Source organism: Acidovorax sp. sic0104 (assembly GCF_019219095.1).
Classification (GTDB): domain Bacteria; phylum Pseudomonadota; class Gammaproteobacteria; order Burkholderiales; family Burkholderiaceae_C; genus Acidovorax.
Map to the genome: position 1 here is coordinate 35631 of NZ_JAHUWH010000006.1, position 18774 is coordinate 54404.

Consider the following 18774-nt stretch of genomic DNA (forward strand, 5'->3'; position numbering starts at 1 on the left):
CGCTTTGTGGGTGGTTGTTGGCGGCAGATTCTTTGCGAAATCAGAGGCGTACCTTGCCCGTCCAGATGTCCTTGTACATCACCCAGTCGCCCATGAAGCTGTACAGCGGCCGCTTGAAACTGGCGGGCTTGTTCTTCTCGAAACCGAAATGCCCCACCCACGCGAACCCATAGCCGCACAGCAGGCCGTACAGCAGGTACTGCGGCTTGCCGGTGGCGACCAGCATGGCCAGGCAGACCAGCGTGAGCGTGGAGCCCACGAAGTGCAGGCGACGGCAGGTGCGGTTGCTGTGCTCGCTGAGGTAGAAGGGGTAGAACTGCGCAAAGCTCGTGAAGCTGCGCGGGTCGGTTGCGGGGCTGGCGGGGGCGCTGGCGTCCATCGTTGTCTCCTGTGGGTGGTCCGTGGCCGATCGGCAACCTCTTGCAAGGCTGCAGCAGGCTCTGCGTGCTTTATACGCCCATGCCCGGCCTTGCGCAGTCCCCGTGGCAACCTGGCGCAGGGTGGTGCGTCGGCCCCGCGCGGCCCACTCGTCGCTGGCAGGCTTTTGATGAAGCCTGGTTCCTGGAATGCCGCCACATCCGCCACATCCGCCACATGACCGATAGCCCGCCCGTGGTGTCTTCTCCCGACCCGTTGCGCTCCACCGCTCCAGCGCCTGCAGGCCAAGATGCCGCGCCGGGCCGCGATCACGCCATCGATGCGCTGCGGGGCTTTGCGCTGCTGGGCATCCTCATCGTCAATGCCGGGAGCTTCGCGTCCGCCTACTACAGCCTGGGTGTGCCCGAGCCCGCTTTCTCGCGGCCGCTGGACGACGTGGTGCGCTGGTTGGTGGCCTTCGTCTTCGAGACCAAGTTCTACCTGTTGTTCTCGCTGCTGTTCGGCTACAGCTTTGCGCTGCAGATGGCGTCGGCCGAGCGCACGGGGGCAGCCTTCGGCCCGCGTTTCCTGCGGCGCCTGCTGGGGCTTTCGGTGCTGGGCGTCGCGCATGCCTGGCTGCTGTATGCAGGCGACATCCTGGTCACGTATGCAGTGCTGGGGTTGCTGCTGCTGGCACTGCGAAAAATACGGCCAGGCACTGCGGTGGTGCTGGCGGTGGCGCTGCTGGCGCTGGTGTCGGCGGGCTGGGGGCTGGCCGCGTGGGGCCTTGCCCAAGCGCCGATGCCGCCGGTGCCGCTGGCCGAACTGCATGCCAAGGCGCAACTGGCTGCGGACGCCTACCGGGCCAGTGCAGCGGATGCCATCGCACAGCGCGGGCGCGACATGGCCGAGGGCGTGTGGTTCGTGCTGGTGTGGGTGCAAGGCCCCTGCGCGCTGGCGATGTTCCTGCTGGGGCTGGCGGCGCAGCGGTCGGGCTATCTGGCGGCGTTGGCATTGCAACCGGATCGTCTGCAGCGATGGATGCGCGTTTGTTTGCCGATTGGGCTGGCTGGGGCCTGGGTGTATGCCTGGGGCCAAAGCAGCGGGGTCCGGCACACGGACCACCTGGCCATCGCGTCGCTGGCCGTGGACCTGGCCACCTCGCCATTTCTCAGCCTGGGCTACGCTGCCGCGCTGCTCTGGGTGCTGCGGCGCGGGCCCCGGGGTCGGCGGCTGGGCGAGGCGCTGGCGCCGGCCGGCCGCATGGCGCTGTCGAACTACCTGCTGCAGTCGGTGGCGGGCGCGATGGTGTTCACGGCCTACGGCCTGGCACTGATGGGGCAGGTGTCGCCGCTCGGGGTGTTGCTGGGCTGCGTGGCGCTGTACGCAGCCCAGTTGGCGTTCAGCCGGTGCTGGATGGCGCGGCACGCCTATGGCCCCGTGGAATGGGGCCTGCGCGCGTTCACACTGCTGCGCCGGCCCGCGTGGAGGCGTTCCGGTCCGCAAGGGGATTGACGGCTGCCAACTACTTCGCGAGGAAGTCGCGGATGGCCATCAGCGTGCCGTCGGGCGCCTCGCTCATCTGGTTGTGCCCCACGGGCAGGCTGGCTGTCTGCACCGCCTTGCCGGCAGCGCGTGCCGCAGCCACCAGGCCCTGTGCGGCCTTGGGCGACGTCATCTGGTCCAGCGCGCCCAGGGCGAACAGCACCGGGCACCGCACGGCCGCGATGGCCTGCTCGCCGTTGGCATAGCTGTCGCACGCCACGAAGCCGCGATGGAACACGTTGACCGCACTGTTGCTGCGCAGCACCTTGCGGCCCAGCGCCATGCCTGCGTTGTAGACCCAGAATCCCGCGCCCGATGGCGGCGCGAGCGTGCTGCGCGAGAACACGTTGACCATGCGCAGCGCCTTCTCGGGCTCGTTGAGTGCCGCGTCGATCAGCGCGGGCGACACCTTCATCGGGTAGGCCGTGCCCACCAGCACCAGGTGACTCACGCGCTCGCCCAGGCGGGCTGCGGCTTCCAGCGCGATCAGCGAGCCGAAGCTGTGGCCCACCAGCGCAGCGCGCTGCACGCCCGCCGCGTCGAGCAGGGCGGCGATGAAGTCCGCCCCGGCCTCCACGCTGGCCGGGGCCTCGCCCGCACTGCGGCAGTGGCCGGGCAGGTCCACCGCGAGCACGTTCCAGCCGTGGTTGGCCATGTAGCGGCTTTGCAGGGCCCACACGCTGTGGTCGTTGAGCACGCCGTGGATGAGCACCACGGTGGGCTTGGCGGCATCAAAGGGCTTGCCGCCGGTGTAGCAGTAGGTGGTGTTGCCGTTGACTTGGATCTGCATGGTGGTCAGGCCCCCGCTTTTTCTGCGGCCTTGAGTGCGCGCTTGAGGTCGTCGATCAGGTCGTCGGCATCCTCGAGGCCGATGGACAGGCGGATGGTGCCCTGCGTGATGCCGGCGTTCGCCAGCGCCTCGTCGCTCATCCGGAAGTGCGTGGTGCTGGCCGGGTGGATCACCAGGCTGCGGCAGTCGCCCACATTGGCCAGGTGGCTGAAGACCTTGAGCGCTTCGATGAACTTCTTGCCCTGCTCGCGGTTGCCCTTGAGGTCGAAGCTGAACACCGAGCCCGCGCCGCGCGGCAGCAGCTTTTGCGCCAGGGCATGGCTGGGGTGGGACTCCAGCAGGGGATGGCCCACGCGTGCAACGAAAGGCTGGCTGGCCAGGAACTCGACCACGCGCGCAGTGTTGCGCATGTGCCGCTCCATGCGCAATGGCAGGGTCTCGATGCCTTGCAGGATCAGCCAGGCCGTGTGCGGGCTCATGCAGGCGCCGAAGTCGCGCAGGCCCTCGCGCCGTGCGCGCAGCAGAAAGGCGCCCACCGAGCTTTCCTCGGCGAACACCATGTTGTGGAAGCCTTCATAGGGCGCCGTGAGCTCGGCGAACCTGCCCGCCGCGCGCGGCCCGTCCCAGTCGAAGCTGCCGCCGTCGACCACGACGCCGCCCACCACCGTGCCGTGGCCCGACAGGAACTTGGTGGCCGAGTGGTAGACCAGGTCTGCCCCCAGCTCCAGCGGCTTCATGAGCCAGGGCGAGGTGAGGGTCGAATCGACCAGCAGCGGCACGCCCGCGTCGTGCGCGATGGCGCTGATGGTGGGGATGTCCAGCACATCGAGGCCCGGGTTGCCCACGGTCTCGCCGAAGAACAGCTTGGTGTCGGGCCGCACGGCGGCGCGCCAGCCGTCGATGTCGCCGGGCTTGACGAAGGTGGTTGCTATGCCAAATCGCGATAGCGTGTAGTGCAGCAGGTTCTGCGAGCCTCCGTACAGCGCGGTGCTGGCCACGATGTGGCTGCCCGCGCCCATCAGGGTGCAGATGGCCAGGTGCAGGGCCGCCTGGCCGCTGGCGGCGGCGATGGCGCCCACGCCGCCTTCCAGGGCCGACACGCGTTGTTCGAGCACGGCGTTGGTGGGGTTGCTGATGCGGCTGTAGACGTGGCCGGGCCGCTCCAGGTTGAACAGGGACGCCGCGTGGTCGCTCGATTCGAAGACGAAGGACGTGGTGAGGTGGATGGGAACGGCGCGGGCGCCGGTGGCGGGGTCGGGGGTGGCGCCGGCGTGCAGCGCAAGCGTGTCGAAGCCGGGGTCGGAGTAGCCGGGCATGTTCGTTGTCTCCCAGTTGGCGGGGTGGTGTTCTGAATCCTTGTCCCGCACAGTTGCTTGCGGGACAGCGCACGCGGCATTGTGGGCTATATTTGGTGGCAGACCTGTGCAGCGCGCGACGCGCTCTTTTCGCCTTCCCGGAGACCCAACACCATGAAAGTCAGCGACATCCTTCGCGTCAAGGGCAACACCCTGTACACCGCCAAGCCCGAAGAGCCGCTGGCCGACGCCGTCAACCTGATGGCCGAGCGCGACATCGGCTCGCTGGTGGTGATGGAGCATGGCGACCTGGTGGGCATGCTGACCTTCCGCGAGGTGATTCAGGCCATCGTGAGGAACGGCGGCAGCGTGGGCACGATGCTGGTGCGCTCGGCCATGGACGATGCGCCCTTGACTTGCACGCTCGAAACCGAGATGGACGAGGTCCGCCGGATGATGCTGGACCGCCATGCACGCTACATGCCGGTGATGGACCGCCGCATGCTGATGGGCGTGATCAGCTTCTACGACGTGGCCAAGGCCGTGGTGGACAGCCAGAACTTCGAGAACAAGATGCTCAAGGCCTACATCCGCGACTGGCCCGAGGACGAGTCCGGCGGCTGATTCGGCTCAGCGCCGCTGCGGTGCCTGCGCGCACAGCCAGGCTTCGATCTCGTCGGGTGGCATGGGTTTGCCGAACAGGTACCCCTGCATCACGGGGCATCCGTGGGCCTGCAGCCATTGCTGCTGGCCTGCGGTCTCCACCCCTTCGGCCACCACCGCCATGCCCAGGCTGTGGGCAATGCTGAGCACCGACACCGTGAGCGCACGTGCCGTCGGGCTGGTGGTCAGGTCCTGCACGAAAGCCATGTCCAGCTTCAGCTCGGAGATCGGCAGCCGGTGCAGGTAGCTCAGCGACGAATAGCCGGTGCCGAAGTCGTCCAGCGACAGCTTGAAGCCGCGGCTGTGCAGTGTGTCGATGTTCATGCGCGTCACCGGGCGCGCGTCCATCATCACGCGCTCGGTGATCTCCAGCAGAACATCGCCCGTGCGCAGACCGTGGCGCGCCAGCGTGTCGCAGATCTGCTGCGCAAACTCGGGCTGGTGGAAGCTGCGGCCCGACAGATTGACCGCCACGCACGGCACCCCGAGTCCAGCCGAGCGCCATGCCGCCAACTGCCTGCAGGCCTCGTCCAGCAGCCATAGCGTCAGCTCATGGATCAGGCCCGCCTCCTCGGCCACGGGAATGAACTGGCTGGGGGGCACCATGCCCCAGTCGGCGTGGTGCCAGCGGCACAGTGCCTCCACGCCGTGCAGCGTACCGGGCGAGCTGCTGAGCACCTGCGGCTGGTAGTGCAGCCCCAGGCGCCGGTCGGCCAGCGCCTGCCGCAGGGCCCGCTCCAGGGCCACACGCTCCTGCGCGTCGCGGTTCATCTCGGGGCTGAACAGCTGCAGGCTGTGCCGGTGATCGCTCTTGGCGTGGTACATCGCCTGGTCGGCGTGGCGCAGCAGGGTGTCGATGTCCTTTCCGTCGGCGGGAAACATCGCGATGCCGATGCTGGCGTGGCAGACGTGGGCCTGGCCCTCGATGCACATGGGCGCGGCAACGGCCTCGAGCATGTCGCGGGCCACCTGCACCGCACGTTCGGTGTCGCAGCCGGGGAGCATGAGCACGAACTCATCGGCCGCGAGCCGGCCGATGAGGTCGTGGGCTTGCAGCGCCAGCGATAGCCGTCGGGCCACCTCGCACAGCACGGTGTCGCCCGCCGCATGGCCCTGCGTGTCGTTGACTTGCTTGAAACGGTCCAGGTCAATGAACAGCACGGCGCCGGGGCGCTGCGTGGCCTGCAGATGGGCCAGGCGGCTTTCGGCACTGTCGTGGAACAGAGAGCGGTTGGGCAGACCCGTGAGAGCGTCGAAGAACGCGAGCTGGTGCAGACGCTGGCGCGTGGCGTTGCGTTCCATCGCCAGCGAGCACAAGTGCAGGCACATGTCCACCAGCCGCTCGTGCAGGGCATCGGGCTGTCGGGGTTCCCGGTAGTGGAAGGCGAGCGTGCCCGCCACCTGGCCTTGTGGGTCGAAGATGGGGCTTGACCAGCAGGCCCGCACGCCGTGGGCCAGGTAGAGCGCGCGGTCGTCCTCGGTCCACAGCGGGTCGGTGGCGATGTCGGAGGCCAGTACCGGGGCGCGCCGAAAGGCCGCCGTGCCGCACGAGCCGGTCCGCGGGCCGATGGGCCGGCCATCGATGGCGTGCGCTATGGCGTCGGGCAGCCCCGGCGCGGCCAGCGGGTGAAGCCGACCCTGACCATCCACCGCCAGCACCGACGCTGTGACCTCGGGCGCGATGCGCTGGACCTCGTTGCACAGCAGGGCCATCAACCCGGACAGGGGGAGTTCGTTGACCAACCCTTCCAGCACACGCTTTTGCAGCACCTCGTGCATCTTGGTGAGCGTGATGTCGGTCAGTATGGTGATGCTGCCGCCCGGCCCGCCCGAGGCTTCGTCGGAGGCATTGATCATCATCGACACCCAGCGCGGCTGGCCTGTCCTGCTGTAGAGCAGGGTCTCGACGTGGAAAGACCCCGTGGCGCTCAGATGGCCGCGGATCTGCTCGAGCAGACCCGGGTCGGAGCGTGGGCCCAGCAGCACATGGCTCACATTGCGGCCCAGGACCTCATGGGACTCAAAGCCAAACAGGCGCGAGAAGCCTTCGTTCACGTAGACCACGAGGCGTTCGCGGTTGCTCATCACGATGGCGTTGTCGCTGTCGTTCAAAGCCTTGCGCAAGGGCGCGTCGGCCAGCCCGGCGGTGGGCAAGGGGTTGGTTGGCTGGGCAGATGCGGGCATGGGTGTCCCAAAAGGTCGTGCGGCGATGATAGGGCGTGTCTTCCATCCAAAAAACCGCGCGCCGGTCCCGCCCTGCAGATCGGTGCGCTGCGATCCCGCAGCCAAGACACGCGCCCATTGTGCGGCCAGCCGGGCGGCAGCGCCAGGCCGTAGCCTGAGCGCGATCGACGCACCCTGGCCACTTCGCGCCGCGCGGTGGCGCTGCTCTGGGATAATCCCGCACCATGAGCGGCAATACCTTCGGATCCCTATTCGCAGTCACCAACTTCGGTGAATCCCACGGCCCGGCCATCGGCTGCGTGATCGACGGTTGCCCGCCCGGCATGCCGCTCACCGAGGCCGACATCCAGGCCGATCTGGACCGGCGGCGCCCCGGCACCAGCCGGCACGTCACCCAGCGCAACGAGCCCGATGCGGTGGAGATCCTCTCCGGCGTATACGAGGGCAAGACCACCGGCACTCCCATCGCCCTGCTGATCCGCAACACCGACCAGCGCAGCAAGGACTACAGCAACATCGCCGAGAGCTTTCGCCCCGGCCATGCCGACTACACCTACTGGCACAAGTACGGCATCCGCGACCCGCGCGGCGGCGGCCGGTCGTCGGCGCGCCTCACGGCGCCCACCGTTGCGGCGGGCGCCGTGGCCAAGAAGTGGCTGGCCGAGCGCCATGGTGTTCAGTTCCGCGCGTGCATGACGCAGCTGGGCGAGCTGGCCATCCCGTTCGAGAGCTGGGACCACGTGCGCAGCAACCCTTTCTTCGCGCCCGTGGCCGACGTGGCGCAGTACGAGGACTACATGGACGCGCTGCGCAAGGCCGGCGATTCGTGCGGCGCCCGCATCCGCGTGCAGGCCACGGGTGTGCCCGTGGGCCTGGGTGAGCCGCTGTACGACAAGCTCGACGCCGACATCGCCCACGCCATGATGGGCCTGAACGCCGTGAAGGGCGTGGAGATCGGTGCCGGCTTTGCCAGCGTGGCACAGCGCGGCACGACCCATGGCGACTCGATGACGCCGGGCGGCTTTCGCACCAACAACGCAGGCGGTGTGCTGGGCGGCATCAGCACCGGCCAGGACATCGAGGTGAGCATCGCCATCAAGCCCACGAGCTCCATCATCAGCCCACGCGAGTCCATCGACATCCACGGCCAGAGCACCGAGGTCATCACCAAGGGCCGCCACGACCCCTGCGTGGGCATCCGCGCGGCGCCCATCGCCGAGGCGCTGCTGGCGCTGGTGATCATGGACCACGCCTTGCGCCACCGTGCGCAGTGCGGCGATGTCGTGCCGCCGGTGCCACCGATCCAGCCCTCGTTCCTGTAGGGGGCTGCGCGCGGCAGGTGCGCGCGGCGCCAGGCGGCGCATCGCAGCGGGGCGTGCAGGAATGCGCGCCCTTTTTTTGTTTTCACGTCCGGTTTCGGTTCGTTCTGTTTTGTTGAGCAAGGCACATCCCATGCGCAGATGGTTGGCACAGGCATTCGGTGGTTCTTCGGTGGCGCGCGGCGCTCGGGGTCTCACGGCGACCGTGGCGGGCACGGCCTGCGTCTTGCTGGCGGGCTGCGGCACGGCAGGGCATGCGGCGCGCGAGCCGATGCCTGATCACATCGACATCACGCTCATCGGCTTCAACGACCTGCACGGCAACCTGGAGCCGCCCCGCATGGCGCACACGGTGCAGACGGCGGCGGGGCCGGTGGCCGTGCCGGCAGGCGGCATGGCGTACTTCGCGAGCGCCATCGCCGCGCTCAAGGCGCGCAACCCGCACCATGCGGTGGTGTCGGCGGGCGACATGGTGGGAGCGTCGCCGCTGGTGTCGTCGCTGTTCCTCGACGAGCCCACCATCGAGGCCGTCAACGCGATGCACATCGACTTCAACGCCGTGGGCAACCACGAGTTCGACCGCGGCTGGCGCGAGCTGCTGCGCCTGCAGCAGGGCGGCTGCGAGAAGTTCACTGCGCGCCAGCCCTGCCAGATCAGCCAGCCATTCACAGGCGCGCGCTTCGGCTTCCTGGCGGCGAACACGGTGCGGGTGGAGGATGGGCGCACGCTGCTGCCGGCCACGGGCATCAAGCGCTTCACGCAAGGCGGTGCCACCGTCACGCTGGGGGTGATCGGCCTCACGCTGCGCGGCACGCCGACCATGGTCAGCCCGAACGGCGTGGCAGGCCTGCGCTTCGAGGATGAGGCCGCTACCGCGAATGCGCTGATCCCGCAGCTCAAGGCCCAGGGCGCGGACGTGATCGCCGTGGTGATCCACGAAGGCGGCCACACCACGGCCGGCGTGCAGGAGACGAGCTGCGCGGGCCTGTCCGGCGACATCGTGCCCATCCTGGAGCGGCTGGATTCGGCCATCGACGTGGTGGTATCGGGCCACACGCACCAGGCCTATGTGTGCGACTACGGCACGGTGAACCCGGCCAAGCCGTTCCTGCTGACCAGCGCCGGTCAGTACGGAACGCTGGTCACCGACATCTCGCTGCGCGTGGACACCCGCACGCGCCGCGTGGTGCGCAAGGCGGCGCGCAACGTCATCGTGCAGAGCGAGGCCTTCACCGGCAGCCAGGGCCGCGTGGACTTGACCGCAGCCGTGCCGTCCTTCACGGCGGACCCCGCCATTCAGGCCATCATCGACCGCTACCGCGCCGCCGCCGTGCCGCTCGCTCAGCGGCCGGTCGGGCAGGCCGCAGGCGCGATGCGGCGGGTGCTGACGCCGTCGCTGGAGAGCGCCCTGGGCAATCTGATCGCGGATGCGCAACTGCATGCCACGCGGTCGCCGGAGCAGGGCGGGGCGCAGCTGTCCTTCATGAATCCCGGCGGCCTGCGCGCCGACCTGGTGCCGGACGGGCAGGGCCTGGTGCGCTACGGGCAGCTGTACGCCGTACAGCCCTTCGGCAACCAGCTGGTGGTGAAGACCTTCACCGGTGCGCAGGTCCAGGCGGTGCTGGAGCAGCAGTTCGCCAGCGGCAGCAACACCGTGCAGCGGCCGCGCGTGCTGTCGGTGTCGGCAGGGTTCTCGTACCGGTTCGATATCACCCGGCCGCCAGGCGAGCGCATCAGCCAGATGGTGCTCAATGGCACGCCGCTGCAGCCTGATGCGCCGGTGCGCGTGGTGATGAGCAGCTATCTGGACAGCGGCGGCGACAATTTCAGCGTGCTCACCGAAGGGCGCGACCGCCTGGTGGGCGGGCTGGATCTGGATGCGCTGGAGGCCTACTTCCGCGCACAAAGCCCGGTGGCGGTGCCCGCCACGAACCGCATCGCGGCCGCGGCCGCGGCCGGACGCTGAGCCCCGCCGGGTCTGCGTCTGGGCTCACCGGGCCTTGTCCGGGCGCAGTGCGGTCAGCCAGCGCAGCGGGTTGAAGCCCGTGACCAGCCCGGTGGCCACGAGCACCAGCGCGCCGCCCCAGAGCATGCCGGGCCCCAGTGCCTCGCCCAGGAACATGTGGCCCCAGGCCACGCCAAACAGCGGGATCATGAAAGCCGAACTCATCGCCGCCACGGGTGACACCTGCGCCAGCACGCGCAGATTGAGCCAGTAGGCCAGGCCCGAGGTGACCACACCCATCACCGCCACGGAGGCCACCGCGCCGGGGGTGAAGCGCGCCTCGGGCAGGCTCCAGGCAGCGCCCGGCAACAGCAGCACCAGCGCAGCGGCATGGATGCCCGCAGCGATCGACAGCGGCGACATGCGCGTGGTGGCGCGCTTCATCCAGGTGGTCGATACGCCATAGCAGGCCGACGCGATAACGCAGCCCAGCGCCGCGAGCAGCAGCGCTGGCGTGGGTTCCACGGGGCCTAGTTGCACGATGAGCGCCACGCCCGCAAAGCCGCAGAGGCAGCCCAGCCATTTGCGCAGGCTCAGCGTGTCCTCCTTCATCCATGCGGCGGCCAGAACGCTGAAGGGAACGGCCATGGTGTTGAGCAGCGAGCTGTACCCCGCCGGCAGATGCAGGGCGGCCCATGAATAGAGCAGAAAAGGCACCGCGACCGTGAGCGTTCCCAGCCCGAAGAGCTCCCGCCAATGGCGCCACGGCCAGGATTCGCCCGCCATGCGCATGATGCCGATCAGCGTGAGCGTGGCAAGCCCAATGCGCAGTGCGGCCATGACATTGGGCCCGAGCACGGGGCTGGCAATGCGGATGAAGAGGAACGAGGCGCCCCAGAGGGCGGAAAGCAGCACGAGCTGCAGGAAGTGGCGGGATTTCACCTGGCCCATTGTCGGGTACCGCAACGGCGAGCGGCTGCAATGCGGGGCGAGAATTTCAATGAAATTCCAATCTGACGCTTGAATTAAAAGCGCCTGAAGCTATCAAAAATATAGCTGAATGGGATGGCCGTGTCGCAGGGGAAATGCGTGCGATTGGCTGTTGTTGGCGCGACCACATGCCACGTCCACAGGCCGCAGGCCACACGCATTGGGCAGCCTGCATTCGGGCTGGCAAGCCTACTTGCGGACCTCGTCCACCATGGCCCGGAAGTCGTCGATGTCCTCAAAGCTGCGGTAAACGCTGGCAAAGCGGATGTACGCCACCTTGTCGAGTTTCTTCAACTCGCGCATCACCAGCTCGCCGATGCGGCTGGACATGATCTCGCGCTGGCCCAGGTTGAGCAGCTTTTCCTCGATGCGCTCAATGGCGCTGTCGATCTGGGTGGTGCTCACGGGGCGCTTGCGCAACGCCAAATTGAAAGAGCCCTGCAGCTTGCCGCGCTCGTACTCGATGCGTCGGCCGTCCTTCTTCACGATGGCCGGGAAGCTCACCTCCGGTCGCTCGTAGGTGGTGAAGCGCTTGTCGCAGGCGCCGCACTGGCGGCGGCGCCGGATGAAGTCCCCGTCTTCAGACACCCGCGTTTCGACGACTTGCGTTTCGAGGTGGCTGCAGAAGGGGCACTTCATGGGGCTGGACAGGCAGAGGCTTAGCGGTAGACGGGGAAGCGTGCTGTCAGGGCGTTGACCTTCTCGCGCACGGCAGCGATGTTGGCCTCATCGCGGGGGTTGTCCAGCACGTCGGCGATCAGGTTGGCCGTGATGCGGGCTTCTTCTTCCTTGAAGCCGCGCGTGGTCATGGCAGGGGTGCCGATGCGCACACCGCTGGTCACCATCGGCTTTTCAGGGTCATTGGGGATGGCATTCTTGTTGATGGTCATGTGGGCGGCGCCCAGCACGGCCTCGGCTTCCTTGCCGGTAATGCCCTTGGCGCGCAGGTCCACCAGCATCACGTGGCTCTGCGTGCCGCCCGACACGATGCGCAGGCCGCGTGCGGTCAGCGTCTCGGCCACGACCTTGGCGTTCTTGACCACCTGTTCCTGGTAGGCCTTGAACTCGGGCTGCAGCGCTTCCTTGAAGGCCACGGCCTTGGCCGCGATCACGTGCATCAGCGGGCCGCCCTGCAGGCCGGGGAAGATCGCGCTGTTGATGGCCTTCTCGTGTTCGGCCTTCATCAGGATGATGCCGCCGCGCGGGCCGCGCAGGCTCTTGTGCGTCGTGGAGGTCACCACGTCGGCGTGGGGCACGGGGTTGGGGTACACGCCCGCAGCGATCAGTCCGGCGTAATGGGCCATGTCCACCATGAAAATCGCGCCCACATCCTTGGCCACCTTGGCAAAGCGTGCGAAGTCGATGTGCAGGCTGTAGGCCGAGGCACCGGCGATGATGAGCTTGGGGCGGGTTTCGTGCGCCTTCTTTTCCATCGCTTCGTAGTCGATGGCTTCGTTGGCGTCCAGGCCGTAGGAGACCACGTTGAACCACTTGCCGGACATGTTCAGCGGCATGCCGTGCGTCAGGTGGCCACCTTCGGCCAGGCTCATGCCCATGATGGTGTCGCCAGGCTTGAGGAAGGCCAGGAACACTGCTTCGTTGGCCGACGCGCCGCAGTGGGGCTGCACGTTGGCGGCTTCGGCGCCGAAGATCTTCTTGACGCGGTCGATGGCCAGTTGTTCGGCCACGTCTACGTGCTCGCAGCCACCGTAGTAACGCTTGCCAGGATAGCCTTCAGCGTACTTGTTGGTCAGTTGGGTCCCTTGCGCCCACATCACGGCGGGAGAGGCGTAGTTCTCGCTGGCGATCAGCTCGATGTGGTGCTCTTGCCGGGCGTTCTCGGCCTGGATGGCGGCAAAGAGTTCGGGGTCGGCTTGTTCTACAAGAATATTGCGGTCGTACATGATTGGCAGTCCTATGAACTTGTGTCCCTTGAAACAAGGGCTGCCCAGGCGAACGGCTGAACGCGAAGGGATGAACCTTGCGGCACGCTCCCCAGTGGTTCACAAGAGGCAAGCCCTTGCTGGTTTCCACGTCAGCGGCAGCACCCGTCGGGGTGTGCGCCTATCGCCAGTTGCGTACCCCGCTAGTGTAGCTGAGGTGTGGGTGCCGATGCGCCGCAGGGGGGGCATGCCCTGGCACGGGGGGCGAAGGCGCCTGGCCTGCGTGCTGTGCGGTCAACGGCGAGGCCGTATCACAGGCCAGACAGCAGGGCCACCTTGTCGGCGCTCGGAGCCACTGTGGCAGCCGGTGTATTGGCGGCTGGCACCATCTGGGGCGCTGCTTGTGTCGACAGCATGGGCGGCGGCGTGGTTGGCATGGAGCGGCCGCCAGCCACCTGGCGCAAGCGGAAGTGCTCTGCCATCACCTTGGCGGCATAGCCCCCGTCATCGGCCAGATTGGCCGCGCCCACGTAGAAACGCAGCCCGCCTTCCACCGATCCTGCGCGGGCGATGCATTCCTGCAGCACCTTCACACCCACGCGCAGATTGCTCACGGGGTCGAAGGCGGCGAAGTGGCCACCGAAGTTCTGGTACTTGTCGGTGTGCACGTTGGTCATGACCTGCATCAGGCCCTGCGCGCCCACGGAGCTTTGCGCGAACGGGTTGAAGCTCGATTCGATGGCCATGATGGCGAGGATCAGCGTGGGGTCGATCTTGGCGCGGGCGCCGATGTCGTAGGCCTCGGCTACCAGCACGGCCAGCGGTTCTGGCGCCACGCGGTATTTCTTGCTCAGCCAGAACGCGACGGCGGCCTGCTCCTTGGGCAGGTCCTTGGGGTTGCCTGCGGTGGCCCGTTCGCTCGCTTCGGGTTCGATGGGCATGCCGACCACTTCGGCCTGGCGCGCCTGCAGCCAGTTCATGAGTTGCTCTTCACCGGCTTGGCGCAGGTCGGGCCGGGCCGTGAGGGCAATGGCCACGAAGGCCACAGCCAAGCCGATGAGGGCAAAGCTGTTGTGGGTGATTTCAAGAAAACCTTCGGTCACGTCGGCCACGAAGGTCCGTACGCCGGAGATCAATTTTCCTGACGCTGTCATAGCTCTTCCTTTCTGAAGCGCGACAGGACAGGCGAGACCATCAGTCGTCGGTGACTGAGCCTGCGCCTTTCCCGGCAAACGCCTGGATTGGTACGCCATCGAGCCGGGCAGCACAGTGGGGAGAGTGCTCTGCGCCCTGGTTCGACTTAGCCGGGTTCGGCAGCGGGTTGGGGTTTTTACTAGCCCGTTTTTGGGGCTGGCGGATTCTAGAAGTTCACTAAATGCATAGTCAATACTAAAAAATTGATTTTACATACAAATAAGTTATGAAAAATATGTGAAAAATCACAGTTTTTGGTGGTTTTTAACCTTCGAGGGCGTGATCAGGCCGCAGCGGGTTGTTACAGCCTCATGTCAATTTCAATCGGGCGCGATCCCGTCATTGAGAATGCCGTTTGAGTTCGCGACACGACTTTGGTAAGGTTCAGGTGCCTGTAGTTTTCAGGCATCGCCAGACGAAGCAAAGTCTCCCGCCGAAGGCATTCAGTGCCACGGTGCAGCAGACGAAGCTTCCATGGCACCCCTTGGAGGCAATACCTTGCCTCCCCGCCTTGTGGACCTTCATCTCCGCATTGCGACCGATGGCAAAGACCGTTGTGTCAGCCGTCAAGCCCGGCGGGCAGGCCTTCAGGCACTGTCCGCCGGGCTTTCTTGTTTGTGCGCCCCCTGAGAACTCCTCTAGGAGTTCTCAGCCTTTGGGCATTGGCGTCTATATATAGATAATGGGGGCTGTCCTGGGTGGGGCGACTGTTCGCCCGCAGTGGCGCGTGGCTCCCGTGAAGGTGCTGCCGCCTGTGTGCCGCCTGCCGAGCCCTTGTGTCAGATCACCTGTTGTGGGTTGGTGTGGCGCACGCGCAGGTGTCCGCACAGAACCCGGTGAAAATAGCCCCCTTGTTGCCTTGGCGCGCATATGTGCGTTTGCCCTGGCGGGTCCTCTTCGTGGCGGTGCGCCGGGGGACGCTTTCGTTATCCATTGGATCCATGTTTCCATTTTTTCCCGCAGCAAAATGTCCGACGCACCTGACGTGAATCCGGCTCCGGCCAAAACCCATGAGCCCCATCCGCTGGATGCGCTGACCGGCGGCGCTTTTTCTGCCGCCACGTCTGGCGAGCGCGCTTCCCGTATCCGCGACTGGCTGGCCACGCAGCCCGCTCCCGAGCAACTGCAAGAAGTCTTCAAGGAACTGAGCGGACGTGACAAGGGCGCGGCACGCGCCGTGCGCGAACGCCTGGACGAAATCCGCCGTGCCAAGGGCCAGGAAGCCATTGCGGCCGAATGGGCCGAGAAGGCGCAGGCCCTGCTGTCCGCGCCCAAGCTCAACATTGCCGATGCGCTGGCTTGGCAGCGTGACGCCGCCAAGGCGGGCGCTCCGCTGTCGCGCGAGCCTTTGTCGCTGCTCAAGGTCCAGGTGGCCGACCGCGTGAAGGTCATCGAAGACCTGCAGCACCGCGTTCAGGTGCAGCGCGAAGCCGCCGTGCTGCTGGCCCAGCGCATCGAAGTGCTCTCCACCAAGCCATGGCGCGATGCGCAGGCTGCGCTGGAGTTGCTGCGCGCCGACGTGGCGCGCTGGCAGGAGCAGGCGCAGGAGCTGACGGGTGATGCGAGCTGGGCCAGCGTGGAGGCACGCTTCCCGCCATTGCTCGATGCCTCGCGCACCCAGCTGCTGGTGGTGTGGGAGGCGTTCCAGCCTGCGCTGGCCCAGGCTGTCGCAGCCGCGCAAGACGCCAACGCGCCGCTGCCACCCGTTCCCGTCTGGGCCGACGAACTGCGCGCCGCTCGCGGCCTGCCCACCGAAGCCGCAGCGGCAGCCGCTGCGGTCGCAGCCAAGCCGCCACGTGCCGCCAAGCCCAAGGTCGCGCCTGAGGTGGTCGAGAAGGCCGCCCAGGCGGTGCGTGCTGCATTGGCCACGCTCGAGAAAGAAACTGCAGAAGGCCATGGCAAGGCCAGCGCTGGCGCTGCTGCCGCGCTGCGTGCGGTGCTGAAGGTGCACGGCAAGCACATCGATAACGCCCTGGAGCAACAGGTGCACTCCGCCTTGGTGGCTGCTGGCGAGCTGGAAGGCTGGCAGCGCTGGAGCGCTGACCAGGTGCGCGAAGACCTCGTGGCCAAGGCTGAGGCGCTGCTGAACCGCCCCGAGGGCCAGGCCCTGGGGGGGCGCAAGATGCAGGAAACCCTGCGCGCGCTGCGTGAGCAGTGGAAGCAGGCGGACCAGGGTGGTGCACCGAATCACGCACTGTGGAAGAGGTTCGACGAAGCCTGCAACGCCGCGCACAAGGTCGTGGAAGCCTGGCTGGACAAGATTCGCACGGAAGCTGCAGAACACAAGGCCCAGCGCCTGGCCTTGATCGAAGAGGTCAAGGTCTGGACGCAGGAGCACGCGGCATCGGGCGACTGGAAGGCCATCAACCGTGCCCTCCATCAGTTTGGCGACCGCTGGCGCGAAGGCGGTCACGTGGGCGAGAAGCTTTTTGCCGAGCTGCAGCCTCTGTGGAAGCAGGCGATTGCAGCTGCTGCGGCTCCGCTGGAAGCTGCGCAAAAGGAAAGCCTGGCGCGCCGCCACGCCATGATCGAGGAGGCCACGGCTCTGGGTGCCGCGCCCTCGCTGCGCATCGATGCCATCAAGGCGCTGCAGCAGCGCTGGCAAGCAGAAGCGCAGACTGTTCCCCTGGACCGCAAGCACGAACAAAAGCTGTGGGATGCTTTCCGCAAGCCCATCGACGAAGCGTTCAACCGCAAGTCGGCAGACCGCGAACGCAGCGTGACAGAACTGAGTGCGCGCGACCGTGTGGTGCTGGAAGCTTCGAAGGCTCTGGAAGCCGCGAATGCCAGCGGCGATGCGCAGCAGATCCGCTCTGCACTGCAGGCGCTGGAGGCTGCCTTGCGCGGCCAGGCCCAGGCCCAGGCCGCAGATGCCGCTGTCGCAAAGACCGAGCAGGACGCGGCCTCGGCGCAAGCGCAGCCTGCGGGTAATGCTTCTGAATCTGTAGCGGCTGACGACGCAACTCAGGGCGAAGGTGATGCGACCGAGGCGGCGGCACCCGAGGTGCCGGCCCCGGTGATCGCCAAGCCTGCACGTCCTGTGGTGGCTGTCCGTGGCGACGACCGTCCCGGCATGAAGAGGGATGCCCCCGCAGCCCCCGGCCGTAGCACACGTCCTGGCGAGCGCCGTGATGGACGCCCTGGTGACCGCGATGCAGGCCGTGGGCCGCGTGGCGATGGCCGTTTCGGCGGAGACCGTGGTGACCGTGGTGGCCGCTTCGGTGATCGTCCTGCATTCGAGGACCGCGGCCCCCGACTGGGTGATACGGCGTTTCGTGCCCAGCGCGATGCGGTGGAGCACGCGCAACAGGCGCTCAAGAAGCTGGCTGCCCAGGCCCATGGCGAGGCGCTGACCCAACTGCTGACCGCCTGGGAAAAGCGCGACGCAGCCCTGGTACCAAGTACCCAGGAGCTGGGTGCCGGCGTTACGGCGTCCGTGCGCAGCGCCTGGATGCAGGCTGTGTCGTCCGCACCCAAGGGCGATGCGGGTGAAGCGCTGCTGCGCCTGGAGATGGCTGCCGAGGCGCCGACGCCCGCAGAACATATTGCGGCGCGCCGCATGCTGCAGCTGCAACTGCTCACCCGCCGCAACGACCCGGCGCCTGCGCAGACCTGGGGTCAGGATGTGGCCCGCGTGCTGGCTGGCGCGAGCGACACCGGCAATGCGCGCCGACTACAGGCGGTGCTCAAGGCCCTGCTGCGCAAGTGATGCGTCCGGGCGGCGTGTAAGCATGCCCGAGGGCATGTCGGTTCCGGTGCGCATCCGTCCCTTCGAGGGTGCGGATGAGGCGGCTGCGGTCGCGCTGTGGCGCGATTGCGGACTGGTGCGGGCCTGGAACGATCCCCACAAGGACATTGCCCGCAAGCTGCTCGTGCAGCCGGAACTCTTTCTGGTAGCGACCTTGCCGCAGGCGGCGGGGGAGCTCCTGGTGGGAACCGCCATGGCTGGCTATGACGGGCATCGCGGCTCGGTGTACTACCTGGCAGTGGCACCGGCGCAGCAGCGGCTGGCGCGGGGACGCCGGTTGATGGCAGAAGTGCAGGAGCGCTTGCTGGCCATGGGCTGCCCCAAGACCCATGTGCTGGTGCGTACCGGGAATGCGCAGGTGCTGGGTTTCTACGACAAGCTGGGCTATGAGCGCCACGAGGCGATCAGCCTGGGCAAGCGGCTGATTCCTGATATCTGAGTGCATTGGCGGTTGCTGGCCAGCCGCTCACCGCAGCGTTGCACTGTGGCTTCGGGCCCGCATGCAAAGAAGGGCTGTGCGATTGGCATGGGCCAGCCAACAACAAAAAAGCCGTTGCGATTGCAACGGCTTTTTATGTGTTTGGTGCCCAGGAGAGGACTCGAACCTCCACGATGTTACTCGCTAGTACCTGAAACTAGTGCGTCTACCAATTCCGCCACCTGGGCTTTCAGATCAGCCTCGAATTATAGAACAACAATTCAGGGTGTCGGATCAAATGTCGAATATTTTTTGGGAATGTCGCTGCGCGGCTTCAGCAGCGTGTCCGAGGCGAGGGCTGCGGGGGTCTGTTGGTCCGGTTGCGCTCTGAGCCAATGCTTTCCGATGTTCAGGGCCGGGGAGCCTGTGGTTGGCGAGGGCGG

The 18774-nt window shown here is 66.9% G+C and carries 14 protein-coding genes, 1 tRNA gene and 1 riboswitch; of the genes, 6 read left to right on the plus strand and 9 right to left on the minus strand.

Translation table 11 applies throughout. The features are described 5' to 3' along the window. Positions 1-40 precede the first annotated feature (40 nt). Complete coding sequence (locus KW835_RS11405; protein ID WP_218382505.1) at positions 41-379, minus strand: Mpo1-like protein; 339 nt, start codon at positions 377-379, stop codon at positions 41-43. 215 nt (positions 380-594) lie between these two features. On the opposite strand from KW835_RS11405, the gene KW835_RS11410 reads away from it, so the two are divergent. Continuing rightward, positions 595-1872, plus strand: coding sequence for a DUF418 domain-containing protein (locus KW835_RS11410; protein ID WP_218382506.1), 1278 nt, complete (start codon positions 595-597; stop codon positions 1870-1872). A gap of 10 nt (positions 1873-1882) precedes the next feature. Here KW835_RS11410 and KW835_RS11415 read toward each other — a convergent pair whose 3' ends face one another. Together KW835_RS11415 and KW835_RS11420 are read right to left on the minus strand one after the other, a co-directional pair. After that, complete coding sequence (locus KW835_RS11415) at positions 1883-2692, minus strand: alpha/beta fold hydrolase (RefSeq protein ID WP_218382507.1); 810 nt, start codon at positions 2690-2692, stop codon at positions 1883-1885. Positions 2693-2697: 5 nt separating this feature from the next. Beyond that, positions 2698-4008 (minus strand): O-acetylhomoserine aminocarboxypropyltransferase, encoded by a 1311-nt coding sequence (locus KW835_RS11420; RefSeq protein ID WP_218382508.1) that lies wholly within the window; start codon positions 4006-4008, stop codon positions 2698-2700. A gap of 153 nt (positions 4009-4161) precedes the next feature. Here KW835_RS11420 and KW835_RS11425 point away from each other — a divergent pair, with 153 nt between their 5' ends. Beyond that, complete coding sequence (locus KW835_RS11425; protein WP_218382509.1) at positions 4162-4611, plus strand: CBS domain-containing protein; 450 nt, start codon at positions 4162-4164, stop codon at positions 4609-4611. A gap of 6 nt (positions 4612-4617) precedes the next feature. Here the strand turns inward: KW835_RS11425 and KW835_RS11430 are convergent, their stop codons facing one another. Beyond that, on the minus strand, positions 4618-6834 hold the full coding sequence (locus tag KW835_RS11430; RefSeq protein ID WP_218382510.1) for a bifunctional diguanylate cyclase/phosphodiesterase: 2217 nt from the start codon (positions 6832-6834) through the stop codon (positions 4618-4620). Positions 6835-7058: 224 nt separating this feature from the next. Here KW835_RS11430 and aroC point away from each other — a divergent pair, with 224 nt between their 5' ends. Further along, a complete protein-coding gene (aroC, locus tag KW835_RS11435) occupies positions 7059-8156 on the plus strand; it encodes a chorismate synthase (RefSeq protein ID WP_218382511.1) in 1098 nt (365 codons plus the stop codon). A gap of 130 nt (positions 8157-8286) precedes the next feature. Then, positions 8287-10119, plus strand: coding sequence for a bifunctional UDP-sugar hydrolase/5'-nucleotidase (locus KW835_RS11440; RefSeq protein WP_218382512.1), 1833 nt, complete (start codon positions 8287-8289; stop codon positions 10117-10119). Positions 10120-10143: 24 nt separating this feature from the next. Here the strand turns inward: KW835_RS11440 and KW835_RS11445 are convergent, their stop codons facing one another. The 4 genes from KW835_RS11445 to KW835_RS11460 all read right to left on the minus strand — a co-directional run bounded on the left by KW835_RS11445 (position 10144) and on the right by KW835_RS11460 (position 14125). Continuing rightward, complete coding sequence (locus tag KW835_RS11445) at positions 10144-11049, minus strand: DMT family transporter (protein WP_218382513.1); 906 nt, start codon at positions 11047-11049, stop codon at positions 10144-10146. A 228-nt stretch (positions 11050-11277) separates the two neighbouring features. Next, complete coding sequence (gene nrdR / locus KW835_RS11450) at positions 11278-11727, minus strand: transcriptional regulator NrdR (RefSeq protein ID WP_218382514.1); 450 nt, start codon at positions 11725-11727, stop codon at positions 11278-11280. A gap of 20 nt (positions 11728-11747) precedes the next feature. Next, positions 11748-12992, minus strand: a complete 1245-nt coding sequence (gene glyA / locus KW835_RS11455) for a serine hydroxymethyltransferase (RefSeq protein ID WP_218382515.1) — start codon at positions 12990-12992, stop codon at positions 11748-11750. A gap of 35 nt (positions 12993-13027) precedes the next feature. Beyond that, positions 13028-13176, minus strand: a riboswitch (ZMP/ZTP riboswitch). Between the two features lie 106 nt (positions 13177-13282). Next, positions 13283-14125 (minus strand): lytic transglycosylase domain-containing protein, encoded by an 843-nt coding sequence (locus KW835_RS11460; protein ID WP_218382516.1) that lies wholly within the window; start codon positions 14123-14125, stop codon positions 13283-13285. Between the two features lie 1007 nt (positions 14126-15132). Between KW835_RS11460 and KW835_RS11465 the strand changes: the two genes are divergently transcribed. Both KW835_RS11465 and KW835_RS11470 read left to right on the plus strand, forming a co-directional pair. Then, positions 15133-17874: a DUF349 domain-containing protein gene (locus tag KW835_RS11465; RefSeq protein ID WP_218382517.1), complete on the plus strand. Its 2742-nt coding sequence runs from the start codon at positions 15133-15135 to the stop codon at positions 17872-17874. Positions 17875-17896: 22 nt separating this feature from the next. Beyond that, a complete protein-coding gene (locus tag KW835_RS11470; RefSeq protein ID WP_255593481.1) occupies positions 17897-18352 on the plus strand; it encodes a GNAT family acetyltransferase in 456 nt (151 codons plus the stop codon). 142 nt (positions 18353-18494) lie between these two features. On the opposite strand, the gene KW835_RS11475 is transcribed toward KW835_RS11470, so the two are convergent. Continuing rightward, positions 18495-18579, minus strand: a tRNA-Leu gene (locus KW835_RS11475). Positions 18580-18774 lie beyond the last annotated feature (195 nt).

Bases quoted from the DNA above. Each gene is read 5' to 3' on its own strand.
- KW835_RS11405 (WP_218382505.1), bottom strand. From the start codon at position 379: ATGGACGCCAGCGCCCCCGCCAGCCCCGCAACCGACCCGCGCAGCTTC.
- KW835_RS11410 (WP_218382506.1), top strand. From the start codon at position 595: ATGACCGATAGCCCGCCCGTGGTGTCTTCTCCCGACCCGTTGCGCTCC.
- KW835_RS11415 (WP_218382507.1), bottom strand. From the start codon at position 2,692: ATGCAGATCCAAGTCAACGGCAACACCACCTACTGCTACACCGGCGGC.
- KW835_RS11420 (WP_218382508.1), bottom strand. From the start codon at position 4,008: ATGCCCGGCTACTCCGACCCCGGCTTCGACACGCTTGCGCTGCACGCC.
- KW835_RS11425 (WP_218382509.1), top strand. From the start codon at position 4,162: ATGAAAGTCAGCGACATCCTTCGCGTCAAGGGCAACACCCTGTACACC.
- KW835_RS11430 (WP_218382510.1), bottom strand. From the start codon at position 6,834: ATGCCCGCATCTGCCCAGCCAACCAACCCCTTGCCCACCGCCGGGCTG.
- aroC (WP_218382511.1), top strand. From the start codon at position 7,059: ATGAGCGGCAATACCTTCGGATCCCTATTCGCAGTCACCAACTTCGGT.
- KW835_RS11440 (WP_218382512.1), top strand. From the start codon at position 8,287: ATGCGCAGATGGTTGGCACAGGCATTCGGTGGTTCTTCGGTGGCGCGC.
- KW835_RS11445 (WP_218382513.1), bottom strand. From the start codon at position 11,049: ATGGGCCAGGTGAAATCCCGCCACTTCCTGCAGCTCGTGCTGCTTTCC.
- nrdR (WP_218382514.1), bottom strand. From the start codon at position 11,727: ATGAAGTGCCCCTTCTGCAGCCACCTCGAAACGCAAGTCGTCGAAACG.
- glyA (WP_218382515.1), bottom strand. From the start codon at position 12,992: ATGTACGACCGCAATATTCTTGTAGAACAAGCCGACCCCGAACTCTTT.
- KW835_RS11460 (WP_218382516.1), bottom strand. From the start codon at position 14,125: ATGACAGCGTCAGGAAAATTGATCTCCGGCGTACGGACCTTCGTGGCC.
- KW835_RS11465 (WP_218382517.1), top strand. From the start codon at position 15,133: ATGTCCGACGCACCTGACGTGAATCCGGCTCCGGCCAAAACCCATGAG.
- KW835_RS11470 (WP_255593481.1), top strand. From the start codon at position 17,897: ATGCCCGAGGGCATGTCGGTTCCGGTGCGCATCCGTCCCTTCGAGGGT.